Below are 23694 nucleotides of genomic sequence, written 5' to 3'. Positions count from 1 at the left end.
AAATGGATATGAAAATTGATAATCATAACTTTTTCAATACTCTTTTTAATAAAGATGTATCAAATGTTAGCAATGAAAATGAAATAGAGAATGTTGAAGGTCTAAAAACACCCAATAAAACATCTTCAGAACATCTCATCAGAATTAGCTTTAGCAAAGATAACATAAGAACAAATGAAAATAAGCCTTTATTAAAAGGGCCGGAATATAATCACAGTAAAATGAAATCATTTTTGGATGAATTGGAGTTATCAAAGTCTAATTTAAGAGAAAATACGATTATAAAAGTAGGTGAGTTTAATTTTTTATCAGATGATATGATGGATTTAATTAATCTTTTTATTAATTATTACAAAGCAATGATTGAAAAGTTCGAAAGATCTAGAGAGCTTGGAAATATGTTAATGAGTATAGAGATAATATTAGCCGATAGTTCAAAAAATATTTTAAATAAAAAAGCAGATATGGTTGTAGCAGCTTCAGTAACTGGTGCAGGGCTTTCATTAGGCTTAAATATTGGTGGTGCGTCTATGTCTATTTTTGGTATGGGAAAAGGATTAGTCGCTGGAAATACTAACCAGACAATATTAAAAGGAAATACGTTAACGAATATTGCACCTTCATTGAGTGGGATAGCGGAGCAACCTATGCAAGCTGAGGCAATCCGTATTGAAGCTGAAGTAAAAGGAAATGATGCTGCAACTTCCGTTGCAGGACAATTAGTTAACAATAATAATGAACTACAGCGAAATGAAGCTGATATTATCAAAGCACTTTTACAAGGTATCGAAACCATTATTCGTGCAACACAAGATGTCGCGTCTACAATAGGTTCAAATTTAAAAGGTTAATTATGATTAATAATTTGAGATCTTATCATTTACCTAATGAAGAGAATATTTATTCTCATTATTTAACTAAAAAAAAAGTGGATAAAGATCAACTTGATAATATAGTAAAAAATATTGAACGTAATGAGGATTATTTAGCGAACAAAAAATTAATCAAAGATTTTGATGTATCATTCGTTGATAATCCAAATTCAAAAAAAATTGCTTATAGTTTATCTAAATATGTTGAAAATCAAAAATATCATTCTAGTAGATTAGAAAGTAAAGGTATTTTATCATCTATATCTAAAATAGAAACAGCAGAAGACTTAGGTAATAATGATAAAGATAAATTTATTGATTCATTAAGTGATCTTTTTGATGATATTAAATCGACTATTAATACAGGTAAGGCAGATTATTTAGATGTATTAAAAGATCTTTTTTCGAATTATATGGATTTTGTGAGTGCAATAAGAACGTTATTATCTAAATTGAGTGAAGCGACTAAAGCCGCTAAAAAAGAAGGCCGTATTAACATTCATCTTGACGATTTCTATAATGAACTACAAGATTTAAAAAATAAGTATAGTGGTAAGCCACTATTAAGCCTAGATTTATTTTTTAAGAAAGATAAGGAAGGGCGTTACTATCGTGAAATAAAAGGAGAGAAAATTTTCTATAATAATAAAGATGATATTAACAGAGCAATGAAGGCCTTAGGAAATTTGTTGGATGGAATAAAAGGTGTGAAAGTGATTAAAGGTGATGGAGAAGGTAGTGACCATTATTTTGATCCTTATCTTGAGTTTTGGTTCAATGTACAAATTGATTTTACTGATCTTGAAAGCTTATTAAAATCTTTAAAAGATAAAGGATTAGGATCACAAGATATTTTACAGACAGAGTTTGATCTATTAAAAAAGATGTTAGATTCATTTGAGAAAAAACTAAATAACAATCTTGATGAGTTTTCTAAAAAATACAGCACTGCAAATAGTAATTATGATAATTTTGTTAAAATAGTTAGTAGTACAATGAATACATTACTAGAAATGGCAAAAGGATTTCTACGTTTCTAAGGTTATATTGAGTAATATTATGGAAGATAAGATTTTTTACGAATAAAAGAGAGCTGATATATGATAGATATCAGCTCTTTTTTTTATAAATAATAATTTAAATTAAAATTTATATTCAATACCTAACCAGTAATTACGGCCATCTTCCATATAACCTTGAGTATATTCATAAGACTTATCAAAAAGGTTATTTACAGAAGCATTAGCAGAAACTCCATACCCAAAATCATAATCTAAACGAAGGTCAGTTTTTGCATAACCTGCCAGTTTGTCATTTTCATCAATGCGGTTATAGGCCCAACTTTGTGCTTCTTCCATAATGGTAAAGCGAACCTGTTCAACAGGAATAAATGTCATCCACATATAGGCTTTATGTTTTGGTAAACCTTCAACATGTGCTACTTGTTTAGGATCGCTATGGATATAGCTATAATTTAAGCCTAGCTCTAACCAATCTGTCACATTACCTTTAGTACCTAAATCAAGCCCAACATAGTCAACACGCCCACTATTTTGGTTTTGGAAGAATGCGTTGCCACCACGATAAACGGTGTGTGCCATAATTGCATCACTGACACGGTTATAGTAAATGCTGGTTTGGTAACCCCATTTATCCGTAATATGTCCTTCATAAGTTAAGTCGAAAGATAATGCGCGTTCAGGATCTAAATCTGGATTGATGATCCCTTTAGAGCCATCTTTGGGTTTTTCACTTGTGTAACGTTCTTTTTGTGTAGGGAAGCGGCTACGATCAGACACAGAGAAACGTACAGCATCATCATTGGCTAATGAATATTTTGCCATCATTTCCCAGTTAAAGGCTGTTTGTTTGTTATCATCAGCGCCTTTGTCAGTCTCAACGCTATCTCGCCAGTCATAGCTAATTGCACCCACTAAATCGAGATCATTAGTGGCAGCCCATTGATATTCAGTTGCTAAAGACCATGTTCTGTCTTTATAACGCATCCAATCACCATTTTTCTCTTTTTGAGAACGGTGAACGTCATCTTTCCAGTGAGCAGCGAACGAGAGCAGATCATTTTCACGGGTATCGATACCTAATTGTAATGCGGCACCTGTACTGTAGTCGTCATAGTGACTGTAATCAGGTGTATCACCTTTTTTAGGGTACATATAAAGGGTATTTTCAAATTTATCGTGATAAGCACGGCTTTGTAATTTGATACCATCAGTAATTTGAGTAATACCGCTATAGTAATAGCTTTCTTTGTTGTAATCCGGCCATGCCCAATATTTAAATTTACCTTTACCTAATGTTGATGGCGGGCTGTTTTTTTCACCGTCTTGTTTTACATAAGTTAGGGTATATTCGTCAGACGCACGTGGTGTCCAACCCACTTTGATCATGCCACGTTTATCATCTGTTGCTGAATTATCACGACGTCCATGAGTACCCGCAGCTGCATTATTTTCATCAGCACCAGGAATTGGAGTAAAACGTTGTTTTAATTGGCTACCACTGATTTGAATAAAGCCTAAATCATTACGCGCACCTAAGCGTGCACTCATATTGTGTGCATAATCAGCACCACGAGCAAAACCTTGAGAATAAGCAATGCTTCCTTCTAATGGCTTTTTCGGCGTCGCAGTAGTGATATTAATTGCACCACCCATTAAGTTAGGGCCTTGCAGTAATGAGGTATAGCCTTTGTTGACTTCAATGCTTGCCAGATCGTTTGTGGTAAAACGAGCCAAGTCTAAGTTGCCATCATAAGGAACATAAGTCGGGATACCATCAAAGAATACAGGCACTTGACGGCTATCAAAACCACGTACTTTAATGGTGTACTCATTACGGTTACCCGATTTTTGCATTACAACACCAGGTAATGTTGCAATGGCTTGCGCCGCATTGACCTTATTTTGTTCAAGCATTTGTTCTTGCGTTAATATATCTGGGTTTGCTGCAATTGGGCTACTCCATACGGTTAATAAATCGGGAGTAGATTGTCCATAATTGGTGTCAGCAAGAGCAATACTGGGTAATAGAGCAAGAGATAAACAGCAGCATAGAGGTTTTAATTTCATCATTCCAATCTCAGTTCACAATCTATATATAATTTTTTATATAACGATATGCGTAAAAATAAATGAACAAAAAGAGCACTGACATCTGTTAGCGCTCGGTTTTTTATAAAATAAAGCAACAAATTCATATAAAAGAAGCTCAGCAAAGATGTTCCTCTATGCCATTACAACCATTTCCTTGTTATAACTTCTTTTACATTCAGTAGATGTTGTCTTTATTTATTATTGATTAAATATGTAAATACTCACTTACTTATAAGTTGTTATTTTAATTTAATCTTTTGGGGTAAAGACGAACTTTAATATCCGTCGGTGGTGCATAATAAGGCGCAGATGTCACCAGTAAATTGATGCCTGTCTGTGCATATTTTTCAATTGTGTTTAAGTTAATACCACCTGCCAAGGAAAGATGGCAATGAGGTGCAATGTGAGGTACTTCTTGTTGTAGCTGTGCGATATCTTCAATAGAGAACTTATCGAGCTGTAAAATATCAGGTTGTGCTTTTAACGCTTCTCTTGCTTGTTCAATATCATCAGCTTCTACAACAATGCATTTTTCAGGTGCAGCTTGGCGTAACTGTTTAACATGTAGTGCCCAATTATCTGGCTCTGATAAAAATCGACGATGGTTAGCAAAGAGCAAAATAGTTTCGGAGCAACCTTGGCGATGAATGACACCACCGCCCGCTAGTACAGCTTGGGTCGCCAGTAATTTAGTATTAGGGATATTTTTACGTGTACACGCAATTTGCCCTTTAGGTTGATAGCGGTGATAAATATCTAGCATTCTTGCCATATAATCACTCACGCCACAACTCCACTCAAGGACGTTTTGTACCACTTTCCAGCCTTGATGTAGTGCATCAGCACGGCCTTCTGCCGTGATTAAGCAATCACCTGCATTAGCAAAATCGCCATCTTGTTGATGTGCGATTGCTATTAATCCTAATTTTTCCAATAAGCGACAACCTAAAGTGATCCCACTGACGCAACCCGCTTCACGGCGTGTAAAGGTCATGGTGCCTAGTTGATCACCAATATTCAGCGCTCGGCTGGTGAGGTCGCCATATTGGATATCTTCCATCAACAAATTATCAAGAAAGGCATCAGGATAATAAATCATAGGTTCAGCTCACTTTCAGGAACGACATCCCAAGAAACCATTGCCCAATCACGAGTTGGCGAAATCAGTGAAACACCTTTTTCAATACTTTCATGATAGTAATTTGTTAGGCGTACAATTTCGTCTTCGCTTAAAGGCCCTACAGAGAAGTTAATACCCTCAATAAATTGCTCAAGGCTATTGAAATTACTTTGGCAATTACGGCTACGAATGTAATCCACTTTAGGGTGAATACCCATTTGGTTTAGCATATTCACAGCATAAATGTACGTTGGAAGCGTAGGAACCTCACGACCTAGTAAGCGAATAATGCGTTGGTCAACAAAGGTTGGCGAAACAGTGTGAGTGGTATAAACACGTAATTTAGCTTGGTGATTTAGTTTTAACAGCGCGGCTTGTAAATCCATGACCAATGTTGAACGTGAAGCGACAGCAATATCACAACGAGGAAGCTCATCCCAGCTATCTTCCCATGAACACGTTATAAATTCTGCGTGGTTGATGCCTGCTTGTTCGGCTCTGCGTTTAGCGACTGCTAACATCCCTGTACTGTAATCGATACCAATCGTTTTTTTGAATTTATCTGCAACATGAATACTGATAGAGCCAGGGCCACAACCTACATCTAATAGGGTTTCAGCACCGGTAAAATCCATCATTTCACGAAATTTTATTAAATAGGGATCGTTAGGATTGGCACAGGTTTCTGCCATTTTTTCAGCACGTTTATCCCAGTGTTCCGGCTCTTTTTTGGTTCTTTCTGCCTGTACCATATGGTTTTTATAAAGTTCAGCAAAATCTGTGGTTTCAATTGTGTTCATATTCTTGCCTATGGTCATTTTTATTATCAGAGTAGGCGTGAAAATGCGCCTGAATATCTGTTGGTTGTACACCATAAAGGTGCGCTAAATTATCGGGTGTCAGCAAAATGTCAGGTCTATCTTGCAAAACGGGCACATGAGGTGTCAGCAAAATGACATCATCTGCCAAAGAAGCGGCATGTTGAGGGTGATGTGTAGACATAAAAACACTGATCCCTAATGCTTTTAATGCTTTAACTTGGGTAAGCAGTTTGATTTGATTACCAAAATCAAGGCTTGCTGCGGGTTCATCCATAATCAACAATTTGGGTTGTTGCACTAAAGCGCGTGCAATTAATACCATCTGTTTTTCACCGCCACTTAAGGTATCAAAAGTTCGGTGAGCAAGATGAGAAAGCGAGAGCATTTCTAAGGTTTCCATTGCCATCGTTTTATCTTGTGAGCTAGGCATCGAAAAAAAGGAGAGATGCGCACCTCGTCCCATTACAACCATATCAATAACATTGAAAGAAAAGGGGATATGTGTTGCTTGAGGTACATATGCCACGACTTTGGCAAGTTCTGTTGGTGACCACTCACTTAGTGTTTTACCCGCAATATTAATCTCACCGTCAATACAAGGTATCAGACCCAATAGCGTTCGCATTAGCGTCGTTTTACCACAACCATTAGCGCCTAATAAGCAAATTATTTGCCCTTGTTCGATATGAAAGGAGAGATCTTTAATTAAGGGTTTACCTTTGTAACCAATAGAGAGTCGATTGGCGTTAGCAATAATCATCAGCCCTTCCTCGTTCTTAGTAACAACATTAAGAAGAATGGCGCACCAATGGCAGAGGTTAAAATACCTAATGGAAGTTCAATATTGGCGATTGTGCGGGCTAATGTGTCAGTGATTAATAATATAATAGCGCCAACAAGTAAGGAAACAGGGAGTTGCTGGCTAAAGTTAGCACCCACTAACAATCTTGCAATATGAGGCACAATTAAACCTAACCAACCAATAATACCCGCAATAGAAACTGCACTTGCAGTTATTAATGTCGCAGACAAAATAAAGACAAGTCGTGTGACATCGACATTTAAACCTAATGCTCGGGCTTCTTCATCAGATAAACTGAGTATATTCATACGCCAGCGCAGTAAAATTAACGGAATAAAGCCCACTAACATTAAAGGTGCGACAGAAAGTAAATCAGAAGCGGTAATAGTCGAAAGACCACCTAAGAGCCAAAAGGTAATTGAAGGTAATTGAGTATAAGGATCAGCGAGGATCTTCATTAATGAGATTGCGGAGCCACATAATGCACTGATAGCAATACCGACTAATACAAGCGAAAGTACCGGGTCATGTTGTTTCGCAAGTCTCGCAATAAAGTAGACTAGAGCAACCGTTGCTAAACCGCCCGCAAAAGCGAAAAGTTGAATCGACAACATGGATTGCCCAAGAAAAATACCTAAAACCGCACCAACGCCAGCGCCGGACGAAACACCAAGAATATCAGGTGATACTAAAGGGTTACGAAACATACCTTGATAAGCCGCACCAGCGATCGCCAATCCTCCACCAATTAAGATTGCCGCCAGAACGCGAGGAAACCTTATTTGCCAAAAGACAGTTTCAGTTCGACTGTATTCCACATTGCCAGTTAATTTATTACTCACTAGAGTCCACAGCTCATTGGTAGTAAGTGAATACTTACCACTTGTGATCGCAATTAACGCGACAATGGAAAATAACGCAAAAAGAAGCGTAATGCGTGCCGATTGACTCATGAATACCCCAGTAATTGCTGACATTGTTCAGCACTTAATTGCGTATGGTAAAAATGAGCAAAATAATTTTGCAGATCGTAAGCTACTTGTTTTTCGATTCGAGGATCGAAATGGCTCTGTAGGCGACGTATTCCCATTAAACGATTGATACCTGGAGGGCCATCTAACCAACCAAATGGTAAACCTTTAAATAGTAATACTTTGTTGTTTTTAACGGCTTGGATGCTTTTCCATACAGAGTCTTGCATTATTTGCTGATAGGCATTTTCATCTTGTGTGATGATAATTTCAGGGTCCCACATTAATAGTTGTTCTGGTGATACATCCGTTAACCCAGTAAAATCAGGAACATCGACGACGTTTTCAAAACCTAATGCCTCAATGGCTTCTGTATGAATTGAGTGCCTTGCGCCCGTTTGTAATCCTTTTGCACCACGAGCAAGATAAAAACGCGGGTGCGCTTTTTGTTCAGAAGCAAATAGGGCTGCATCACTAAGGTATTGCTCTGCTATTAGCGCTAATGTTTCTGCTCTTTCTGTAACCCCTAATAAAGCACCTGTTTGACGCAATTGGGCAGGACTATCTTTTAATGTGCCATCAATTAACACATAAGGCACACCCGTTTGATCGGAAACGCGTTTCGCTAATGAGCGATAGGTTTCATCTACATTTCCACTATCAATAATGATATCTGGCTCTAGCGTTAGTAAGGCTTCTAAAGAGAGGGTACTTCCTCGTCCTGACAAACGCCCTAAACGAGGTAATTTACGTAAATCCTCTGAAAATAAAGGGCTTTTCTCTAAGTTAAGGGATGAAAAACCTAATAGTTTTTCAGGGGCTAATGCGAGCAATAATTGATCGGTCGGAGGCCCAGCACTGATCACGCGATGGATTGCTGTTGATGCAGGAATATGACCAAATTGTGCTGCAATACGCGAGGTTATTGCGGCTCTTACCGAATGTGGGAGTGCAGATAATGTCGCAATTGTTGTGAGATAAGTTAGAAATTGTCGTCTGTGGATCGCCATAAGTTCACACTGTTTATTGTTTTATATTGGTATCGTTGTTTCATTTATTATACAGCGAAGAATACTATATTTCCTTTGGCTTAAGTCAAGGGATAGTCAGTCAAAATCAAATCTGAGCACACATCTGAAAAACTTTATTCGAAATAGTGTATAACGTAAGGCTATAATCAGCGTTCTTGGAAAAATAAAGCGCGTATTAATACGAATGTTTTTGGATAGTTGCGATATAAAATGAAGAAAAAACGCCCCTCATTACAGGATGTAGCTTCACGTGTTGGTGTCACCAAAATGACGGTTAGTCGTTTTTTGCGTAACCCAGAACAGGTCTCTGAAGCTTTACGAGAAAAAATTGCGCGCGAGTTAGATAGTCTTAATTATATTCCTAATCGCGCCCCTGATATTTTATCTAATTCTACCAGTCATGCGATTGGGGTATTGCTACCTTCTTTAACTAACCAAGTTTTTGCTGAAGTTATTCGTGGTATTGAATCAGTGACCGATAAATACGGTTATCAAACTATGTTAGCGCACTACGGATATCGTGCTGAAAAAGAAGAAGAACGCCTACTTTCATTGCTCTCTTATAATATTGATGGGCTTATTCTTGCAGAAAGAACACACACGCCAAAAACAATAAAAATGCTAGAAACAGCAGGTATTCCTGTGGTGGAAATCATGGATAGCGTTTCACCTTGTTTTGACTCTGCCGTGGGATTAGACAACATTGATGCATCACAACAGATGGTCAGTGAAATGATCAAGCGCGGTTGTAAGCGTGTTATTTATCTTGGTGCAAGACAGGATGAGCGTACTCTAATGCGTTTAAACGGGTACGAGAAAGCGATGCAAAATGCAGGCTTACCGACAGGCAGTGTAATGACACCGAAAAGTTCGTCGTATTCTTTAGGTGCTGAATTATTACATGCAGCACGTAAACAATATCCTGATTTAGACGGGCTTTATTGTACCAATGATGATATCGCTATTGGTGCTGTTTTTGAGTGCCAGCGCTTAGGTATTTCAGTACCTAATGATATCGCCATCTCTGGTTTTCATGGACATGACGTAGGGCAAGTAATGACTCCTCGTCTGGCGAGTATCTTTACTCCGCGTGATGAAATGGGACAACAAGCGGCAGATTTATTACTTAAGCGTATGAAAGGCAAAATTGCTCGAGGACAAGTTATTGATGTTGGTTTTCGCATTATTACAGGTGAAAGCATATAATAATTTAACTTATTGATAATATTTAGATTTATCATTTAATAACCCTATTGTTATGAAATAATTAACAGTAGGGTTTTTTATTGAGCCTTAAATAAATATCGAGTTGCTTCTCCAATATTTTGTTGTCAGTTTGTAGATCATCTTACTTTCATTTGAGAGTCGCCTCACATTTTCACTTCTTAGTTGATTTTCGTTGTTGTATTTACCTTACCACTTCGGATATGTTACCCGTAACAGTTACGGGTAACATTACAAAAAAGACTTAATATCTGCCTTAAAGGAGCATTCTATGAACGATACCCAATCCCTACACCATGTTTTCATCTTAATGGGGGTATCAGGCAGTGGTAAATCTGCGGTCGCAAGTGGTGTGGCACAACGTACAGGTGCCGCATTTTTAGACGGTGATTTCCTACACCCTCGCTCAAATATTACAAAAATGGCATCAGGCCATGCTTTAAATGATGAAGATCGCAAACCTTGGTTACAAGCACTCAATGATGCTGCTTTTGCGATGCAAAGAACTAATAGCGTATCGCTAATTGTCTGTTCTGCATTGAAAAAACAGTATCGTGATATGTTAAGAGACGGCAATCAATGCCTGCACTTTTTATATTTAAAAGGTGACTATGAGCTGATTGAAAGCCGCTTAAAAGCACGTAAAGGGCACTTCTTTAAACCTCAAATGTTAGTGACTCAATTTGAAACCTTAGAAGAGCCAACCAACGCTGAAAATGATGTGTATGAAATTGATATTTCAATGCCACTTGATGATGTAATTGAAAGTGTAATCAATAAAATAAATTCAGTGACACAAGGGGCTTTTGAAGGGGAAACAGTATGAGTACATTAACGCTTGTGCTAACTGCGGTTGGCTCGGTTCTATTATTACTCTTTTTCGTTATGTATGCGCGTTTGCATGCATTTATTGCATTGATGATTGTTGCTATCGGCGCAGGTATTTTCTCTGGAATGCCACTTGAAAAAATCACGCAAACTATGCAAAACGGAATGGGCGGAACATTAGGTTTCCTTTCTATCGTGGTCGCACTGGGTGCAATGTTCGGTAAAGTGCTACACGAAACTGGGGCATTAGACCAAATCGCAGTTCGATTATTAAAATATTTTGGTGAGAAACGAGCTAACTACGCATTGGGTATTGCTGGCTTAATTTGTGCATTGCCCCTGTTTTTTGATGTTGCCGTTGTCTTATTAATTGGTGTTGTCTTTGCTGTTGCTCGTCGTACTGGTGGCAATGTGGTGAAAATGGCGATCCCTCTATTTGCGGGTGTTGCAGGTGCTGCCGCCTTCTTATTACCAGGGCCAACACCAATGTTATTAGCTGACCAAATGAATGCAGATTTTGGTTGGATGATCTTAATTGGTCTGTGTGCGGCTATTCCGGGCATGTTACTCGCTGGCCCTATCTTCGGTAACTTTATTAGCCGTTACGTTACCTTAGAATTACCAAAAGATTTAACTGAACCAAGTTTAGGTCAAAACAAAATGCCTTCTTTTGGTTTTAGCCTTGCTCTTGTGTTATTGCCTTTAGTGTTAGTGGGATGCAAAACCATTGGTGCACGTTTCGTTGAGGAAGGTTCTCAACTATATAATATTCTTGAATTCGTTGGTCATCCATTTATTGCAATTCTTGTGGCTTGTTTAGTGGCTATTTACGGTCTTGCGATCCGTCGTGGTATGAGCAAAGAAAAAGTAATGGAAATTTGTTCTGCAGCAATCCAACCTGCGGGGATCATCTTACTAGTTACTGGCGCGGGTGGTGTCTTTAAACAAGTGCTAGTGGATTCGGGGGTTGGTCCGGCGTTAGGGAATGCTTTAATTGGCGCAGGTATGCCAATTGCAGTGGCGTGTTTTATTCTTGCTGGTGCTGTGCGTGTTATTCAAGGCTCTGCAACGGTTGCTTGTTTAACCGCAGTTGGTTTAGTTTTACCCGTTATCAATGAGTTGGGTTACAGTGGCGCTCAAATGGCGGCATTATCAGTGTGTATCGCTGGTGGCTCTATTATTCTTAGCCACGTTAATGACTCAGGTTTCTGGTTATTTGGTAAATTTACTGGTGCGACAGAAGCACAAACCTTAAAAACATGGTCTTTAATGGAGACTATTCTTGGCACAACAGGTGCAGTTATAGGCATGATCTTCTTCGCTTTTCTTTAATATCTAATCTTTATTTTCACATTATTTAGCGCGTCTTTTGACGCGCTTTTTTTTCATTACAATAAATGACTATCAAATGTGACAGAAAATACCAAATTTCTCATTAACCTATAGGCTTCTTTATTCGGTGGGCACACTAGGGTTGTCATATTATGGTTGACTATAATTCGCTTTTTATTAAACACACTGATTGCAATATTCACACAATCACGCTTATTCGAAATTCCATCTTAGTATCCAGCAATAAGCTACAAGATAAGCTTAATTTGCTTGAGGAAATGGAACATCTCTTTAGTGAAATGTTAGATAATTCCCAGTCATTAGCTCAATTTTTAAATGAAATTGATGCGCATTTTACACATAGTAGAGAAGAGATAGACAATTTTTCAGGCTGGTTAAAAAAAATCAAAGATAGCGCCTGCAATATTGATAGACTTTCAAATCAGGCTAATATTTTATCAATAAATTCAGCGATTGAAGCTGGTCATATCGGCCGTGAAGGTGCTGGTTTTGCCGTATTAGCTCAAGAGATGAAAAAGTTATCCTTAGAAATTCAGCAACAAGCCTCTTCTATTGCCACCATTAATAATAATTTAGGTGCTCGCTTTACTCTTATTAAAGAAGTCACAGAAAAAAACCGAGAGCATGTACAACAAGTTAAACAATTGGTTGTAGAAGGCCACCAGAACTTGGTGTCATTATCAGAACAAGCGGGTGACCTAAAACATCTTTTTACGTTTATTGCGATGGAGCAGTTTTTTAATACCATCAAACTGGATCATGTTTTATGGAAAGAAGCTATCTATATTCACTTACTTAATAATGATGATGAAAACAGTGTTAATCAGCATACAGAGTGCCGATTAGGAAAATGGTATTATCAAGGAGATGGTCGGAAATTCGCAAATACTGAGGCTTTTCGTCGCCTAGAAGAACCCCATAAGTTAGTGCATGAATGTGGTCGTTTAGCGCTGAGCGCCAATATAGAGGGCAATCAAGAGGCGGTAACTCGGTATATCGAACATATGGAACAAGCCAGTGTTGATGTTATCAAGTATGTGGATGCTTTATTACATCTCATTGATGAGTGATTAATCCACTCAATAAGAAAAGTAAAAAGGAGCAATAAGCTCCTTTTGGTATCTTGAAAGACTGAATTAGCTTTTGTTCATTAAGGTATTCAATTGACTATACAGTGTATTAGCACTGCTCTCATACCCTTCACGAGAAAGATGCACACCATCAGGCCTTGCTAAATCATACAACGCCCAAGCTTTTATCGAGCATTCTCCCCCCATATAGTCACGCCAATCCCAAAATAGTGTTTTCTCTTGTTGAGCCACTTCTTTTTGTATCCTGACAATATCGCTGAGCCATTGAGGCTGTTGTGAACGGCAGTCAGGAGCTTCTTTATTTTTAACTGAATCAGACGGCCCAATTAATAAGATAGCGCTATTCGGTGCTTGTTGGCGAATTTGACGAATTTTATCTGTCAGTTGTTGGCGATAGGCATTCAAATCGAAGGTATCATTAAAGGCTTCATTGGTACCATAAGCTAAAATGACCATATCGGGATTTAGCTGGCCCAATGTTTCTGTCCATTGCGTACCCCATCTATCCATCATATTGATTGTGGCACCATTAATACCTAATGAGGAGAGCATGACACCAGGTTGTTGGTTGGTGATCAGCCAACCCCCTAATTTAACTGGCTGGCTTTTACTAACCGTTATACTGACTGGAAAAGTTATCGTTGTTGGATTTGAAAACTGCCATTTACCTTGTGTTTGCGATAATGAAAGGACTTTGCTTGTCGATGACTGTACATTTACTTGTGCTGTAGTTGGCGTTTTATAGAGCGCCTGTAACTGATAACGTTGTTGAGTTACTGGGTTTTCAGATAACTGTAATTTAGCCCATTTAGCTTGTGGTTCACTAATAAACCCACCTAATGGGAAATCAGGATCGCTATCTTTTCTGCTTGAAAGCAGTGTCCATGCTTTTTTATCACTTTGGTATTGTACGTTTGCAATACGTTGCCCTGCGATATTAGTCGGAGGAATAAAACCAATACCGCCATTACCGTAATCGGCTTGAAAACGTTCACGCAACTTACCACTGAAAAAATCAGCCGCAGTATGAGAATCCCCTAACTGAACAATGTGCACTGTTTGACGGCCTTGTTGTAACTTTTTAACAAAGCTTGAAAAGTGAGGATCGTGGTAGTTGTAGAGCTGTCTTGAACCATCAGCCGGTAATACTGTGGGGGTAGGTAACTTCACTGTTTTTTCAGTGTCTTGGTTACAAGCAACTAAGAGTGAAACCAAAGCCAGTATAATTGAGCTACTGACTAAAGTTTTACGCTCAAGGATGTGCGTTAATTGTTTCATTTACAATAACCGTGTTTTTATCTTTTACATCATCGACTGCATTATCTTCTTTTGTTTCTTCTTGAAGATGAATACGTGAAAATACCTGTTGAGCAATAATTTGCTGACCTTTTAAGCTAAAATGAATACCATCACCAGCTCTTAACTTAACACGGCTGCTACCATCACCCATATAATCAGAATAAATATCTTTCTCATATTTAAACATATCATTGACGGAAAGGTAAATTTCACCCATTTTCTCAGCTTCTTCTCGGTAAAGTTTATCAAGGTATGCCATACCTTCAGATAACTTCTGCTTGCGCATATTGGGTGGCCCAACCCAAATAACCGTGACATTATTCTGTCTGGCGTTTTCTATAATACCTGCAATGCGCGCTCGATAAGTTGCTTCCCATGCTTCACTAGCAAATTTTAAGTAACGCCCACCACCATCAGGTGGCATATCCCAAGGATCGTTAGGGCCTAAAAAGACCACTAGTAATTTAATGCTGTCATCACTGGCTAAACGTGTGGCGATAGTTTGTGGCCAATTGAAAAAGCGCGGATAAGCAAGCCCTGTACTTTGTTTACTTAAATCAATACTGCTGATGTTGTAATCCGTTTGCAGTTGACGTTTAAGTAACGGTGCGACACCTTGCATCATTGAATCACCTGCAAATAGGACTTTATCTTTTGGTGATAAGATAATTTCTGTTTTTTGAACGATAGGTTTTAAGGCTTCTAATGCCGCATCAGAGACGTCAGTAACAGAATGGTAAGGTAATCCTCCCATTGTTTGCTTACGCTCTAATAATTGCGGAAAGCGTTGCGTTAGTTGAGATGCAGGTCGCGTATATCCATTAAAGAAGTGCAAGCCAACGGCAAAACCTTCAGGAAGTTGCTCTGGTGTGGAGGTTTGTACAATAGGTTTTGCCTGATTATCAGGATGGTGAACCTGTAGATAATCGCCATAGCTTGCTATTGCAACAAATACACCATCACGCAGTTGTCCCCCCACTTCCCAAGCGTAATAATGAGAAAGCCCCGACCAAGGTGCAGGACGATGATATTGTTGTTGCCAAAAGCGCTCTAGTGATGTTTGGTTTAGCCAAATCAGCAAAAGGGTACTCAACAGCACCATTAAGGTAACTTTTGCTGTCTTTTTTAGGTTTGAGCAGAAATCAAAAGCTGGCATAAATAAATCCTGGCACCCCATCTGGAGACAACATAAAAATAATTGTGAGGATCAACGCAAGTGGTAGAGGATAAACATACCACGGCACTCTTTTCTCAAGACGAGCCACTATATCTCTTAAGGTCACAAAGCAAGGATAAAGCAAGAACAGTCCCCAGAACATAAAGAGCGTTAAACCTTCAGCTTGTAATGATGCCCAAGCGCCTGTACTAAAGAGTTGTTGTATTAACACAAACGCATCACCTACGGTTTGACTGCGGAAAAATATCCACGCAAAGCAAACAAAGTGGAAAGTGATTATCCATGACAACAACATATTTAATGACGATAACGCGCTCGGTGGGGCATTTTTCTTCACAGGAAAGAGGCGGTGTTTAATATTTAATAGCACCACACCAATCCCATGAATAGCACCCCAAATAATGAAGGTCATGGCAGCGCCGTGCCATAATCCAGAAATCACCATCGCGGCAAAGGCATTAAAGTTCTGCCTAATCACGCCTTTACGATTACCCCCTAAAGGAATATAGACGTAATCACGAATAAAGGTAGATAAACTGATGTGCCAGCGACGCCAGAAATCGGCTAAGTTTATCGCTAAATAAGGGGCATTAAAGTTACGAGGCACGACAAAGCCCAGTAATAACGCAATACCCGTGACAAGATTGGTGTAACCTGAGAAATTGAAATAGATATGCCATGCGTAGGCATAAACTGCCGTCAGCACTTGTCCGCTTTGCGCTAAATCGGGTGCATTAAAGACCGGATCAACATAGTTTGTTGAAAACCAACCACTCAACCAAAAGAGTTTTGCGATAGCCAACACAATCAGCATGATCGCCCCTTTGTAATCAATGATTTTTCGGGTTGGAGCCTGAATTTGCGGAAGAAATTCTTTAGCACGATTAATTGGGCCAGCTACGATGCTTGGGAAAAAGCATAGATAAAGCACCACATCCAAAAACGGCGCTTTGGGGATCTCTTTTCGACAAACAGAAACCACATAACTGACCGAGTGGAATATATAGAATGAAAGCCCTAATGGCGCAAGTAATTCAATCAGCGGTAACTCAATGCTGAGTCCCCATTGTTGGAATGCTTGTGTCAGCGTTTCTTGGAAAAATGAGTAATATTTAAAGGCAGTAAAGTAGACACACACCAATAACCCTAATAGCCAATATATGACTTTAGAAGAGGTGTACTTGGTTAATATATTTGCTAGTAAATAAATAAACAGTGTATAGCTTAATAAGATAATCGCAGGGCGATAATCTACATTAAAGAGAAAAGCATAACTAACTGTAATCAGTAGAATATTTTGGATCTTAACGTGCTTTTGGAAGAGCCAGTATAGAATAAAAAAGCTAACAAAGGCTCCGAGAAACTCGAATGAAAAAAAATTCATAAATGGCTCTAAGGGTGTGATTTAAAAGTCATACCAAACGTGTTACCCCATATATTATGAATTCTAAGCTGGCTTTCAATCAAAAGATTATCTTGTGATAAATAAAAGCCACTTTTCTCTAGAAAGAAAAGTGGCTTTTTGCCAGATGAAAGCCTGTTAAGGCTTAACTATCTTGTTTCGACTGCAACTGAACTTGAGTGATCAGTTTTTTATTTGAGTCGAACATTTCGGTCAGATAATCGTTATAACTTGAACCCAATTCTGAGTAACCTTTCAAGTCAGTGATTAACTGGCGAGAGTCGAGTTGTTGCTGCGTCATTCTTTGCTGTGCTCTTGAGGAGCGCAATGAATTATAGGCGCGGTGCGTATTGAGATTACGCATATAAGCAATCACTGAGCCTTCAATATCAGGGTAGGCTGCATAGCCTTTGGTTTTCCCTGGAACGTTATTGCAAGACTGACTCCCACATCGCATACCGAATAGATTGTTATTTTGTTGTGCCAACTTTGATGTTCCCCAGCCAGATTCTGTAGCGGCTTGCGTTGCGACAAAGTGTGTCGGAATAATATCAACGCGAGTCAGTAACGAATCCCAATTTACTTTTTTAGGGCTGGTACATGTGACGCCATAGTATTGACAGATTTCACGCAGTTTTTTTAAATCTGCGCTGCCCCAGTGCTGGGCTTTACGTTGAGCAGTTAACCACTCACGATCTCTCATTATCTTATTATTAACATTGTCAATAATAGGAACTATGACATTTAAAAACGCTTTCTTACGCTGTGTTCCCGAAGGGTATCTTTTCAAATCTGGCAACGGTGTTGACGTGCTTTTAAAAGAATACGCCTGCAGTATCTGGGAACTGCTGGTACTGGTTGAAGCAAAACTTACACCAGTAAATAGTAGTGAAATCAAGAAAGCGAAGACGGCACTTGTCCTCATCAATTGAGAGGGCATTGCTTCTCCTCGTTTAACTGGATAAAAATCGAACGAATACTAGCAAATTACTTTTTTCATAGCTACAAAATATCACCTCACATTAGGATAACTACGAGTGATTTGTTAAATAAATGTATAAGGTTTACTGGAAGGCCACGTTTTATAATCGCTTTTCTTCTTTAACAAAAAATGCTTTTTTGATGTAAGCTTAAATTTATCTTATGTAAAAAGCCATGACTTAACCCAAATTTAGTAAAAATAAGGGTTTTTAATGTGTTAATTTTGTTTATTATTTAGTCAGTTTTTGTTGTTTTTGGTCTAATTTTATTATCAATTTCACGCGCTTTTTCTGTTAAATCAGTAAAATCCGCCTCATGCCAATAGGTTTTTGGATGAGGTAAATCTGCCATTTTCGTTGTCGGCCAAAGCTGAAATTCTGCTAATTGTTCTAAAACGTAACCAGAATAAGCACTAGGTAATGTGAGGTAATGTGGAGACGCTGTTTCCTCAAAAGGTAACACCGGATACCGCTTATCCGAGATGTGATAATCACGCATTAAAACTAAAAATTTGTCAGGAACACGTTGTTGACTATCCCACCATTGTCCATCAATCACATCAAACCACTGCTGTGTTAATTGACGAGGTTGAGCTTCTAATTGGTAGAGTGCGGAAGGAATAATGCCCTGCATCGATTGATTATATTGCTCAAGGCTGGTGGCATGACCCTTTAAAATAAGTGTAAGAGAAAGCCTTGCTCCAATTAAATTGGAATAGAGATCTTCAGGTGAAAATGCAGAGATACCTTCAGAGAATCCCGGCACAGAACGAAAACCATACCATTGTGCAATTTCATGCCATACCGCAAGGCGATAACCGAGGTGTGCAGCAAGATAAGCACTTAAGGTATAGCGTTCTGTTTCATCTTTAGGTGGGGTAAAAGCATTAAAGTGTATTTTACGTTGTGCCAGTTCATTGCTTAGCGTTAGCGTCCACTCTTGACCTAACTTTGGATAGATATGGCTAAAGAGGTAGTAAGTGTAATCTGCGGTATCACGAATATGGGCGATATCAAGGAATCCTCCTTTATGAGAGTAAATTAAACCTGATTTTTCACTTCCTAAACCTAATACGGCCGCTGCACCCAGCCAAAAGCTATCGTTATAACGATGGTTACCTAGTGTCGAAGCTTCAGCTACATTATCAATACGATAAAAAGGAACGGGTATTTCAAACGCTTTGACTTTTAAGTTATAACCAAAAGCACAACAAGGCCTTAAGCCATTAGGTGCTGTTAGCGGTTCAGGTATTTGCCAAAGCTGTGTTGCTTCTTCATGGGTAACACTATCAAGATTGGCATGCAGAGATTTTACAGGGGTGACTTGAGTGCAACCTGCAATAAATAAGAAGAAGACAATGGTGTTGATAAAAAGAAACCGCTTAAACATCAAAATGCTTCACCTACTTGAAAATAGAATCCTGTACTTTCTTTACCTATGCCAAAATCGAGACGTACATTCATACGTGGTTTAAATTCAAAACGATAACCCACACCAACACTAGGTAGCCAATGGCTTTTGCCTAAATCACGTGCTTGGTCGCTTAACGTACCACCGCCCATCCAAAGAGCAATGCCATGTCGCCAATTGAGCTTTTGACGGTACTCTACTTGGGTTGAAAAGACATGATTATCTTGATATCGCCCTTCATAATAGCCTCGCATTTGGTGCCCATTGCTCAATTTAGACAATTGGCTCCAAGGCACATCACCCGATGTGAAACGGGCATAATTATCAAATGCCAATACCGCAGTATCACTTAAGGGATAATAGTAGTTATATTGTATCTGTGTCGCATTAAAGCGGTTATTACTGCCAGTATCCGATGAATAATGGGTATAACTGATATCAAAAGCCTGCCCTCGATAAGCGTTTGGTAAAAAATCGCGACTATCGTAAGTAAAGCGAGCAGTTATTCCTGAGCTAGTTGAACGCAAAGGTAAATCACGTGCATTCATATAGGCTTTAAAGGGATTATCAGGGGCAGCAGCTTGTAGATTAGAATAATCCCACCCTAATCCTATATAAGTGTTTTTGGTAATTTGACGCAGTAACGTGGGCGTTAGACGCAATTCTTGAGAGCGAAATTCGCCGAAATGATCTTTTACACGTCCTTCGTGATAACCCTCTCCCCAATAATTGGTAGGAACATTATTTAATGTTCCTGTGAGATAAAAGCGCCACGTATCATCCATTAGGTAAGTGTAGTTGCTAAAGGTCATACCAAAAGCACCGGTTGATGAGCCAAAACCGCTTAACGAGAGAGACGAGATTTTACTATCAGGACGACTATCCGCTTGATAAAGACCAACAAGCGCAATGCCTACACCCAATTCTAGCTCTGGCGTATAAAATGGGCCCGGTAATACACCCCAGTCGATAGTTTTACTGCGATCGAAGTTATTTTCTCCCCCTAATTCAACTAGCCATTGGTCTATTTGTTGTCTATCGGGGAAGAGTTGTGCTTGTGCTGTATGCGAAATAAATAGGCTGGCAAATGCCAGCCCAAAAATAAAAGGGTATTTAACCATTAAAAACGGAACTCACCTGAAACAAAGAAGCTATTACGATTATTAAAACCAAGCTCAGTGATCACATTAAAATTACGAGTCACTTCTAAACGAGCACCCACAGTTTGGTTCCATTTATGAGCAAGATGTTGTTCAACGTCAAATTTCATTCCGTCAAAACCAAACATACCCATTAAATCAGTAAATTCATCAGGCATATTGAGTTTACTAACATCACCTTTAAAGCGTTGGGTAATATCTTGATACATCGCACCAGTCCAGACTTGCAGTTTAGTATTACCTTGACCCGCAATTAATGGCTCAAAAACAAATTCATAACCCACACGAGGTGAAATCACTAATGCTTTAATATCACCGTCTAAGATATCTAGATTTGTTTTGGTATAGTTTAAGTCAAAAGTACCAAAGAATTGGTTATAACCACCCGCTAAAGTAAAACCGGCACCATAAGTATTACCTTTAAAATCTAAGGTAAAAGGCGTATTTTCATAATTAGGTGTGCCTGCTATATAAACAGCATTAATGTTAGTTTTGGATTTACCTTTAGTTCTACCATAGAGTCCATAAACATTTAAAAATGGAAATACCCAGCTATCGAGTTTTAACATATGAGTTTCACTTTTTTCTCGAGTGTGACCAGCATCAACTTTAATAATCCCGAGCAATTGGTTTTTTAAAGGATCATCTATATGAAACCCAATCTTATCCACAATAATATCTTGGCGTAGATTCATATAGCTATAGCTGGCACCAAAAGGCTCTGCAATATCATAACCGCGGGCACGGGCTTCATCGCCCCAAATTGGTAAAACACGAGATTGGCTTGCTGGGGTACGGGTATCTAATGAACCTTCATTATTTAAAGCAGTACCACCGGATTGGCTAACACTTAAAGAAAGCAGTGGGCGATCGCTATCCGCGTAAGAAAAGCCAGTCGCAAGAAGAGAGGCGGTTAATACCACCTTATTTAAATTGGAAAAGTTCATACATAACCCACAAAAAATTAAAAAAGTAAGTAGTAAAAGAGTAGCCGGAAATTTTAATCTTTTTCTAATTGGTGGTCACCAGCTATAAGTGCGATATATAGTAATAGATGCTTATATTTTGCGTTTTTAAAGGATTATTAAGGGTTTATTAAATAAAAAACCCTATTTTTTCTAAGCTAACCTTAATAAAAGTAGTCGATTTCAATTATAAAAGAGAATGATAATTCTTCTTTTAATTATTACTAATATATTAATTTCCCTATTATTGATGAAATTAACAGCAAAATAAGCTATTTCGGTGATAACGCGTTATGATAATGGTCGTTTTATATGGACTTTTTTAATAAAGGAACGTTATGACCTATCAAGAGCTTTATCAATACGCAATTTTTATGCTGTCTCGTCGTGATTACAGTACAAGAGAACTACAACGTCGAATCGAACGTCGAATTCGCGAAACTGAGAAGGATTCACCGACTGCCCCTGAATGTTTGCCTCAAGTAATCGAACGCTTACTTGAAAGTCAGTACCTTGATGACAATCGAACTATTTATAGTTTTTTTCGTAGTTATTTAAATAAATCCTATGGGCCGTTACGTATTCGCCAAGAATTACGCCTAAAAGGATTTCCCAGCGAAATTATTGAACGTGTATTAGAAGAAACAGACACTGATTGGTACGCACTTTGCCAAGAGGTCAAAGAGAAAAAATTTGGTACAGACAATCCTAAGGACTATAAAGAGAAAGCGAAACAAATCCGTTATCTGCAATATCGCGGCTTTACCTCTGATTATATCAATGCGCTGTTTTAATTGATTAGCGTAGTGTCATTGCGATATCAGCTAATTTTTTATCATTATTCTTTTTAAAATAGACTTTTTGATGTAAGAAAATATCAAAAGGAAATGGTGAGCGAATAAATTGCACCTCATCATTTGTGATCGTTGAAATATAATGAATATTTTCAGGCATAAAGCAATAACCAGCTCCTTCATCAATACATTGCAATACATCAGCCATTTCTGTTAAACCTAAAGTATGATATTGGTAACCTTGTTTTTTTAATCTATCTAAGATTGTTGAAAATATCGGGTTATGCAAAGAACTGTTCCTTTGTATTAACGTTTCTTTAGCAAAGAATGTTTTGGTATCTGAATATTTTTCAAAGAGTTTTTTATTTACTAATAAGCCGACTTTTTGTGTGCATAAATTAATCGCATTAATGTTTTTATGAGAATAGTCAAATTCAAGAGAGGAAATAACAAGATCAAACTCTTTATCAAAAAGTTCTTCATTAATATCATCAATATAACCATCTTCTAAAGACAACTTGTATTGATCATTTTTTTGTCTTATTTCCAATAGTTTTGTTTTCAAATCAGGATAATAAAGCCCATCTAACTTAATTGAAAGCAATGTCTTATCTTCATTTAAATCGAAGATCTGAGTTTCAATTTTTCTAATTTTTTTATAATAGGGATATAGTCGTTCATACAGTGTTTTTCCTGCCGGAGTAAGTTCCATTCCATTTTTTGAGCGTTTAATCAATGACTTACCTATTTGGTTTTCAAGTTCATTAATACCATGACGTAACGCAGATGGGGTGATATTAATTTTTTCTGCTGCTTTTACTAGACTTTGGTAAGTCGCGACAGCAAAGAATTGATTTATTTTTCGTGAGAAAAACATGCAGGTGTTCTCCACAGAGACATATTAATTGAAATTAATAATCTGCTTGAATGAGATTTTTACATTGATATTTGTCAATAATATTTTTAGAGCGACTAAAAGTGAAAAATTATCGAGGATAAATTAAAAAAATAACATTGGCGACTAAAATTTATAATAAGTAATAGTGTTTTTTATAAATAACAAAATCAAATGATTGATTTTTTATTGTTACTATATTTTATTTATTACTTATGTCTACTTTCTTGATGTGTTTTTTTATTAAAGATCGCAATCAACCTATAAAGCATAAAAAAACTCAATATCACATTATAAAAAACTCAATTTTCATTTTTGGCTTTCTTGATATTTTAATTATCGAGATGAAAAGAAGGTTTAATTATCTCTATTTTAATTAACTTAT

At 37.9% G+C, this 23694-nt stretch carries 21 protein-coding genes; 7 read left to right on the top strand and 14 right to left on the bottom strand.

Annotated features, from left to right (window positions below; translation table 11 throughout):
* Positions 1-2: 2 nt before the first annotated feature.
* Both DK866_RS07460 and DK866_RS07455 read left to right on the top strand, forming a co-directional pair.
* Entirely contained in the window at positions 3-851 is an 849-nt protein-coding gene (locus tag DK866_RS07460) for a type III secretion protein (protein WP_109408394.1), read from the top strand.
* Positions 852-853: 2 nt separating this feature from the next.
* The gene (locus DK866_RS07455; RefSeq protein ID WP_109408393.1) at positions 854-1912 is read left to right on the top strand and encodes an IpaD/SipD/SspD family type III secretion system needle tip protein; all 1059 of its coding nucleotides are present in this window, start codon (positions 854-856) and stop codon (positions 1910-1912) included.
* Between the two features lie 102 nt (positions 1913-2014).
* On the opposite strand, the gene DK866_RS07450 is transcribed toward DK866_RS07455, so the two are convergent.
* The 6 genes from DK866_RS07450 to DK866_RS07425 form a co-directional block, all read right to left on the bottom strand.
* A complete protein-coding gene (locus DK866_RS07450; RefSeq protein ID WP_109408465.1) occupies positions 2015-3961 on the bottom strand; it encodes a TonB-dependent receptor plug domain-containing protein in 1947 nt (648 codons plus the stop codon).
* A gap of 268 nt (positions 3962-4229) precedes the next feature.
* On the bottom strand, positions 4230-5084 hold the full coding sequence (gene modD / locus DK866_RS07445) for a ModD protein (protein ID WP_109408392.1): 855 nt from the start codon (positions 5082-5084) through the stop codon (positions 4230-4232).
* Positions 5081-5905, bottom strand: a complete 825-nt coding sequence (locus DK866_RS07440) for a class I SAM-dependent methyltransferase (protein WP_109408391.1) — start codon at positions 5903-5905, stop codon at positions 5081-5083. Before DK866_RS07440 ends, modD begins: the two co-directional genes overlap by 4 nt.
* Positions 5892-6686, bottom strand: a complete 795-nt coding sequence (locus tag DK866_RS07435) for an ABC transporter ATP-binding protein (RefSeq protein ID WP_109408390.1) — start codon at positions 6684-6686, stop codon at positions 5892-5894. The genes DK866_RS07440 and DK866_RS07435 overlap by 14 nt, the downstream gene beginning before the upstream one ends.
* Entirely contained in the window at positions 6686-7681 is a 996-nt protein-coding gene (locus tag DK866_RS07430) for a FecCD family ABC transporter permease (protein ID WP_109408389.1), read from the bottom strand. The genes DK866_RS07435 and DK866_RS07430 overlap by 1 nt, the downstream gene beginning before the upstream one ends.
* The gene (locus DK866_RS07425; protein ID WP_109408388.1) at positions 7678-8709 is read right to left on the bottom strand and encodes an iron ABC transporter substrate-binding protein; all 1032 of its coding nucleotides are present in this window, start codon (positions 8707-8709) and stop codon (positions 7678-7680) included. The genes DK866_RS07430 and DK866_RS07425 overlap by 4 nt, the downstream gene beginning before the upstream one ends.
* A 231-nt stretch (positions 8710-8940) precedes the next feature.
* Between DK866_RS07425 and gntR the strand changes: the two genes are divergently transcribed.
* From gntR to DK866_RS07405, 4 genes are all read left to right on the top strand, one after another.
* Positions 8941-9936 (top strand): gluconate operon transcriptional repressor GntR, encoded by a 996-nt coding sequence (gene gntR, locus DK866_RS07420; protein ID WP_109408387.1) that lies wholly within the window; start codon positions 8941-8943, stop codon positions 9934-9936.
* Positions 9937-10225: 289 nt separating this feature from the next.
* A complete protein-coding gene (gntK, locus tag DK866_RS07415) occupies positions 10226-10780 on the top strand; it encodes a gluconokinase (RefSeq protein WP_109408386.1) in 555 nt (184 codons plus the stop codon).
* Complete coding sequence (gntU, locus tag DK866_RS07410; RefSeq protein WP_072069100.1) at positions 10777-12114, top strand: gluconate transporter; 1338 nt, start codon at positions 10777-10779, stop codon at positions 12112-12114. The genes gntK and gntU overlap by 4 nt, the downstream gene beginning before the upstream one ends.
* Positions 12115-12266: 152 nt before the next feature.
* A complete protein-coding gene (locus tag DK866_RS07405) occupies positions 12267-13205 on the top strand; it encodes a methyl-accepting chemotaxis protein (RefSeq protein WP_109408385.1) in 939 nt (312 codons plus the stop codon).
* A 66-nt stretch (positions 13206-13271) separates the two neighbouring features.
* Here DK866_RS07405 and DK866_RS07400 read toward each other — a convergent pair whose 3' ends face one another.
* The 7 genes from DK866_RS07400 to DK866_RS07370 all read right to left on the bottom strand — a co-directional run bounded on the left by DK866_RS07400 (position 13272) and on the right by DK866_RS07370 (position 21602).
* Positions 13272-14504 (bottom strand): SGNH/GDSL hydrolase family protein, encoded by a 1233-nt coding sequence (locus DK866_RS07400; RefSeq protein WP_109408384.1) that lies wholly within the window; start codon positions 14502-14504, stop codon positions 13272-13274.
* Complete coding sequence (locus DK866_RS07395) at positions 14479-15681, bottom strand: SGNH/GDSL hydrolase family protein (RefSeq protein WP_109408383.1); 1203 nt, start codon at positions 15679-15681, stop codon at positions 14479-14481. The genes DK866_RS07400 and DK866_RS07395 overlap by 26 nt, the downstream gene beginning before the upstream one ends.
* Complete coding sequence (locus tag DK866_RS07390; RefSeq protein ID WP_109408382.1) at positions 15668-17086, bottom strand: MBOAT family O-acyltransferase; 1419 nt, start codon at positions 17084-17086, stop codon at positions 15668-15670. The genes DK866_RS07395 and DK866_RS07390 overlap by 14 nt, the downstream gene beginning before the upstream one ends.
* A gap of 163 nt (positions 17087-17249) precedes the next feature.
* Complete coding sequence (locus tag DK866_RS07385; RefSeq protein ID WP_109408381.1) at positions 17250-18044, bottom strand: protein bax; 795 nt, start codon at positions 18042-18044, stop codon at positions 17250-17252.
* A 275-nt stretch (positions 18045-18319) separates the two neighbouring features.
* Positions 18320-19474 carry a DUF4056 domain-containing protein gene (locus tag DK866_RS07380; RefSeq protein WP_109408380.1) on the bottom strand — a complete coding sequence of 385 codons (1155 nt, stop codon included), beginning with the start codon at positions 19472-19474 and terminating at the stop codon, positions 18320-18322.
* Complete coding sequence (locus tag DK866_RS07375) at positions 19474-20616, bottom strand: BamA/TamA family outer membrane protein (RefSeq protein ID WP_109408379.1); 1143 nt, start codon at positions 20614-20616, stop codon at positions 19474-19476. Before DK866_RS07375 ends, DK866_RS07380 begins: the two co-directional genes overlap by 1 nt.
* A complete protein-coding gene (locus tag DK866_RS07370) occupies positions 20616-21602 on the bottom strand; it encodes a hypothetical protein (RefSeq protein ID WP_109408378.1) in 987 nt (328 codons plus the stop codon). The genes DK866_RS07375 and DK866_RS07370 overlap by 1 nt, the downstream gene beginning before the upstream one ends.
* A 356-nt stretch (positions 21603-21958) precedes the next feature.
* On the opposite strand from DK866_RS07370, the gene DK866_RS07365 reads away from it, so the two are divergent.
* Positions 21959-22414, top strand: a complete 456-nt coding sequence (locus DK866_RS07365) for a regulatory protein RecX (protein ID WP_109408377.1) — start codon at positions 21959-21961, stop codon at positions 22412-22414.
* Positions 22415-22418: 4 nt separating this feature from the next.
* Here the strand turns inward: DK866_RS07365 and DK866_RS07360 are convergent, their stop codons facing one another.
* Positions 22419-23291, bottom strand: a complete 873-nt coding sequence (locus tag DK866_RS07360) for a LysR family transcriptional regulator (RefSeq protein WP_109408376.1) — start codon at positions 23289-23291, stop codon at positions 22419-22421.
* Between the last annotated feature and the right edge of the window lie 403 nt (positions 23292-23694).

The organism is Proteus genomosp. 4 str. ATCC 51469, from assembly GCF_003144375.1.
Lineage (GTDB): Bacteria > Pseudomonadota > Gammaproteobacteria > Enterobacterales > Enterobacteriaceae > Proteus.
The sequence above is the reverse complement of the archived record's forward strand: the minus strand, read 5'-3'. Positions and strand labels throughout refer to the sequence as shown.

Bases quoted from the DNA above. Each gene is read 5' to 3' on its own strand.
- DK866_RS07460 (WP_109408394.1), top strand. From the start codon at position 3: ATGGATATGAAAATTGATAATCATAACTTTTTCAATACTCTTTTTAAT.
- DK866_RS07455 (WP_109408393.1), top strand. From the start codon at position 854: ATGATTAATAATTTGAGATCTTATCATTTACCTAATGAAGAGAATATT.
- DK866_RS07450 (WP_109408465.1), bottom strand. From the start codon at position 3,961: ATGAAATTAAAACCTCTATGCTGCTGTTTATCTCTTGCTCTATTACCC.
- modD (WP_109408392.1), bottom strand. From the start codon at position 5,084: ATGATTTATTATCCTGATGCCTTTCTTGATAATTTGTTGATGGAAGAT.
- DK866_RS07440 (WP_109408391.1), bottom strand. From the start codon at position 5,905: ATGAACACAATTGAAACCACAGATTTTGCTGAACTTTATAAAAACCAT.
- DK866_RS07435 (WP_109408390.1), bottom strand. From the start codon at position 6,686: ATGATTATTGCTAACGCCAATCGACTCTCTATTGGTTACAAAGGTAAA.
- DK866_RS07430 (WP_109408389.1), bottom strand. From the start codon at position 7,681: ATGAGTCAATCGGCACGCATTACGCTTCTTTTTGCGTTATTTTCCATT.
- DK866_RS07425 (WP_109408388.1), bottom strand. From the start codon at position 8,709: ATGGCGATCCACAGACGACAATTTCTAACTTATCTCACAACAATTGCG.
- gntR (WP_109408387.1), top strand. From the start codon at position 8,941: ATGAAGAAAAAACGCCCCTCATTACAGGATGTAGCTTCACGTGTTGGT.
- gntK (WP_109408386.1), top strand. From the start codon at position 10,226: ATGAACGATACCCAATCCCTACACCATGTTTTCATCTTAATGGGGGTA.
- gntU (WP_072069100.1), top strand. From the start codon at position 10,777: ATGAGTACATTAACGCTTGTGCTAACTGCGGTTGGCTCGGTTCTATTA.
- DK866_RS07405 (WP_109408385.1), top strand. From the start codon at position 12,267: ATGGTTGACTATAATTCGCTTTTTATTAAACACACTGATTGCAATATT.
- DK866_RS07400 (WP_109408384.1), bottom strand. From the start codon at position 14,504: ATGAAACAATTAACGCACATCCTTGAGCGTAAAACTTTAGTCAGTAGC.
- DK866_RS07395 (WP_109408383.1), bottom strand. From the start codon at position 15,681: ATGCCAGCTTTTGATTTCTGCTCAAACCTAAAAAAGACAGCAAAAGTT.
- DK866_RS07390 (WP_109408382.1), bottom strand. From the start codon at position 17,086: ATGAATTTTTTTTCATTCGAGTTTCTCGGAGCCTTTGTTAGCTTTTTT.
- DK866_RS07385 (WP_109408381.1), bottom strand. From the start codon at position 18,044: ATGCCCTCTCAATTGATGAGGACAAGTGCCGTCTTCGCTTTCTTGATT.
- DK866_RS07380 (WP_109408380.1), bottom strand. From the start codon at position 19,474: ATGTTTAAGCGGTTTCTTTTTATCAACACCATTGTCTTCTTCTTATTT.
- DK866_RS07375 (WP_109408379.1), bottom strand. From the start codon at position 20,616: ATGGTTAAATACCCTTTTATTTTTGGGCTGGCATTTGCCAGCCTATTT.
- DK866_RS07370 (WP_109408378.1), bottom strand. From the start codon at position 21,602: ATGAACTTTTCCAATTTAAATAAGGTGGTATTAACCGCCTCTCTTCTT.
- DK866_RS07365 (WP_109408377.1), top strand. From the start codon at position 21,959: ATGACCTATCAAGAGCTTTATCAATACGCAATTTTTATGCTGTCTCGT.
- DK866_RS07360 (WP_109408376.1), bottom strand. From the start codon at position 23,291: ATGTTTTTCTCACGAAAAATAAATCAATTCTTTGCTGTCGCGACTTAC.